A 3,727-nucleotide genomic window follows, 5' to 3' on the forward strand; every position below is an offset into this window, starting at 1 on the left:
AAAAATTAGTGAGCTTTTACTCCATTCAAGTTGTTGTTTACCAAGCTTGAATGACTAAGCAGTGAGGATAGTATAGTAAAGGGGCTAGAAACCGTGTGCGAAATAAACCGATTAATGCAATCTATAAAAATGATTTATTAAAGTTAAATGATTAAATAAACAAATCACTAAAGAGCTTTGAAAGTGGCAGACATAAAAAAGCCCAGCGTAGGCTGGGCTATTAGATTAAAATCTGTGTTATTGATTTTTCATTAATTTGCTGGTGATCACACCTGAGGTCATAGAGCCTGATACGTTGAGCGCAGTGCGTGCCATATCTATTAAGGGTTCAATAGAAATAAGTAAAGCCACAACCTCTATAGGTAATCCCATGGTAGGTAATACAACCAACGCTGCGAAGGTAGCACCACCACCAACACCTGCAATACCAAACGAGCTAATAACTACAATACCAATTAACGGTAAAATAAACTCAAATGTAAGTGGGTCTATCCCCACACTTGGCGCAACCATCATTGCGAGCATAGCAGGATAAATACCAGCACAGCCGTTTTGACCAATAGTGGCACCAAAAGAAGCCGATAAGTTAGCAATTGCTGGTGGTACTTTTAACTGGTTAATTTGCACATCGACATTCATAGGAATGGAGGCCGCTGAACTGCGCGAGCTAAATGCAAAGGTCAGTACTGGCCAGATTTTTTCAAAATAATGCTTTGGATTAACGCCTACAAAGCTAAGCAATAAGCCATGCACAACAAACATCAATAAAATAGCCACATATGAGGCAACAATAAAGGCGAGTAAATTTAAAATATCGTTACTGCTAGAGTTTGCCACAACGCTTGCCATTAATCCCGCAACACCATAAGGCGTGAGTGCAATCACCATACGTACTAGGCTCATTACCGTAGCTTGTAGGGCATTTACACCGTTACGAATTGGGCTGGCAAGTTCTGTTTTTTCCAGCATCACTTTGCGCGCAGCAATACCAACAAGGACACCAAAAATAACGGTAGCAATAATAGAGGTTGAACGTTGATTACTTAAATCCGCAAAGGGGTTTTCAGGAATAAAGCTCAGTAGCATTTGCGGCACACTTAAATCGGCCACATTCGCAGCTTTGCTTTGTAGAGTGTCCATTCTAGCGGCTTCTCGAGTACCCGAAACAAGCCCTTCAATACTGAGGTCAAATCCATAGGTGACAGCAATACCCACCAAAGCGGCAATTGCTGTGGTAAAGAGTAAAACAGAAATACTAATAAATGATATTTTACCTAAAGAGCCTTGGTTTTCGAGCTTTACCACTGCGGCAATCATAAAAATTAATACCAATGGCATGATGATCATTTTTAATAAACCGACATAGCCTTTACCCACCACGCTTACCCAGCTGAGTATTTCTTTAATCGTCTCTGGAGAGTGGGCAAACAAAAACTGTAGGGCTAAGCCAAAGGTGCTACCAAGCACTAAGCCAAATAAAACGGTACGAGATAAAGAGCTGCTTTTTTGCGAAAAAAGATAAATCGCGAACAGCAAACCGACAAATAATGCCAACATTAATAATACAGCAAGCGACATAGTACCCTCTTTTATAGCTGTGAATTAGCGCGGCACTTTAACGCTTTGTAAGACGTTAACAAAATACGCTTTCGCTATGGTATAGAATTAAAATGAATATAGTAATAATATTAAAGTATAACGAATGAGCGCATTGTTGAAAAAATTAACCCATATGATTGTATTTTCTTTAATTTATGGCGTTTACTAGATGAAAGTAAGATCTTAACTACAAATAAAATCGTAACCCTAGTACGTAGTAATAAATTAATTTGTTCACTTTAGTTTTTATTTAAAAAGGGAGTATAGGTATGTTAAAGGCAATAATGGCACTGGTGATGGTTTTAGTGGTTAGTGGGTGTTCAACCCAATACCCAAACCAAGCACTACTTGGTAAGCAATTTCCTACTGTGACGGGAGAAAGCTTAGAGCAAAAGTCATTCACCATTCCTGAGGACTTTAACAACCCCAATACGTTGCTGTTAATTGGTTATAAACAAGATAGCCAGTTTGATATTGATCGTTGGCTTATTGGTTTAGATATGAGCGCAGTGAATGTGACCGCTTATGAGTTGCCCACTATTCAGGGTATGGTTCCTCGCATGTTTAGTACCTTAATCGATAGCGGTATGCGCAAAGGGATCCCAAAAGAGTTGTGGGGTGGGGTGATCACAATTTACAAAGATGGCGATAAGGTTCAAGCATTTACTGGTAACGAAAACCCGAATAACAGCCGCGTAATACTGCTTGATGAGAGTGGCAAAATTATTTACTTTTACGACCGTGGCTTTTCGGTCTCCGCGTTAAATAATTTAAAAGCGGTGATTGAAAAGCAATAGGTTGCAGGTAAAGTTAGCATGCCTTTGGGCATGCTATAACTAAACGTTAGCGTGCCACGTTATAAAAGCATTATTCGCTTACGTTGTTTCTGCCTTTCTTTTTAGCTCTATAAAGCGCTAAATCAGCATTTTTTAAAGCCTCGTCAAAGCTTTGTTTTGCTGTTCTTTGTGCTACGCCAATAGAAACAGTCACGTTCACCGTTTTATTGTCGCTTGGCTGTTTACCTTTGCGAGATTTTTTATCTGTGCGTTTTGGGTTTCTGATCACCATGTCGTAAGTTGCAATATTTTGACGCAGTGTTTCTAGTTCAGGAATTGACTGCTCAGCTGTTTTTCTTGGAAATACAACGGTAAATTCCTCTCCGCCATAGCGGTAAATCTTGCCACCCCCTTTAACGCCACTCATTTTTGCTGCCACTAGCTTAAGTACTTGGTCGCCAATATCATGGCCATAGGTGTCGTTGAATTTTTTAAAGTGGTCAATATCGAGCATAGCAACAGTGTATTTTCGCCCTAATGATAGAGCAAGCTGATTAAGTGCGCGGCGCGTTGGTAAGCTCGTTAAATCGTCTCTGTAAGCTAAATAATAAGAGTCGGTACTCACCGCTAATAAATACAAAGAGGCCATAAGTACAGCAATGACAGACCAAGGAAAATCAATAACATGTTGTTGGTTAAGGCACCACACAATAAAAGTGATGAGTAACGCCGTTTGCGTCAGGTTATGTGTTCTTACGCTTTGCCAAATGAGTAAGCTGCCAATGAGCGACAGTGGTAAAGCTATGGGTAAATAAGGAAGCAGTTGAGTATAAACAGAAGGTTGTAATGATAGCCCTTGTAAATGCAGACTCAGTGCCAGCCACGCAAATGCTGCGCCGCCACATAGAATAATTAATAAGGTTCGGGTCGCAGTGTGTATTGATAAAAGTGCGCGATCTTTAATCACGGCTAACAACATTAATAAACTTGCAGCGCATAGTAAAACCCAATCAGATTGCGCTTTAAGCCAACTTGACCAGGGCAAAGCATACTCAAGTGAACATAAATAAAGTAACCAAAACGCGCACAAAATAGCAACTCGACTTCGATTAAACTGAGTGGCAAATATAGCGGTAATAATCAGTAATGGATAAACAAGATTATTAATAAGAGAGAGCTTACTTTGCCATTGGGTTTGAAATTGAGTTAATAACAAAAATAATCCACACACGGCTAAAAGACTCAAAGAAGTTGATTTAACTCCTGCTAATTTTAACAACCCATGCTCCAAAGACCGATGCCTAAAAAAATAAAAGCTTATTGTATTGATATATAAAAAATATTACTACTTT

General features: G+C 39.4%; 3 protein-coding genes. 1 reads left to right on the top strand and 2 read right to left on the bottom strand.

Features of this window, described 5'->3' with window-relative positions; translation table 11 throughout:
* Positions 1 to 237: 237 nt before the first annotated feature.
* The gene (locus A9479_RS19310; protein ID WP_024601432.1) at positions 238 to 1,578 is read right to left on the bottom strand and encodes an L-cystine transporter; all 1,341 of its coding nucleotides are present in this window, start codon (positions 1,576 to 1,578) and stop codon (positions 238 to 240) included.
* A gap of 290 nt (positions 1,579 to 1,868) precedes the next feature.
* Between A9479_RS19310 and A9479_RS19315 the strand changes: the two genes are divergently transcribed.
* On the top strand, positions 1,869 to 2,396 hold the full coding sequence (locus tag A9479_RS19315) for a hypothetical protein (RefSeq protein ID WP_008111407.1): 528 nt from the start codon (positions 1,869 to 1,871) through the stop codon (positions 2,394 to 2,396).
* A 70-nt stretch (positions 2,397 to 2,466) separates the two neighbouring features.
* Here A9479_RS19315 and A9479_RS19320 read toward each other — a convergent pair whose 3' ends face one another.
* Positions 2,467 to 3,654 (bottom strand): diguanylate cyclase, encoded by a 1,188-nt coding sequence (locus tag A9479_RS19320; RefSeq protein ID WP_231893602.1) that lies wholly within the window; start codon positions 3,652 to 3,654, stop codon positions 2,467 to 2,469.
* Positions 3,655 to 3,727 lie beyond the last annotated feature (73 nt).

This window comes from Pseudoalteromonas sp. MQS005 (assembly GCF_001661605.1).
GTDB lineage: Bacteria > Pseudomonadota > Gammaproteobacteria > Enterobacterales > Alteromonadaceae > Pseudoalteromonas > Pseudoalteromonas tetraodonis.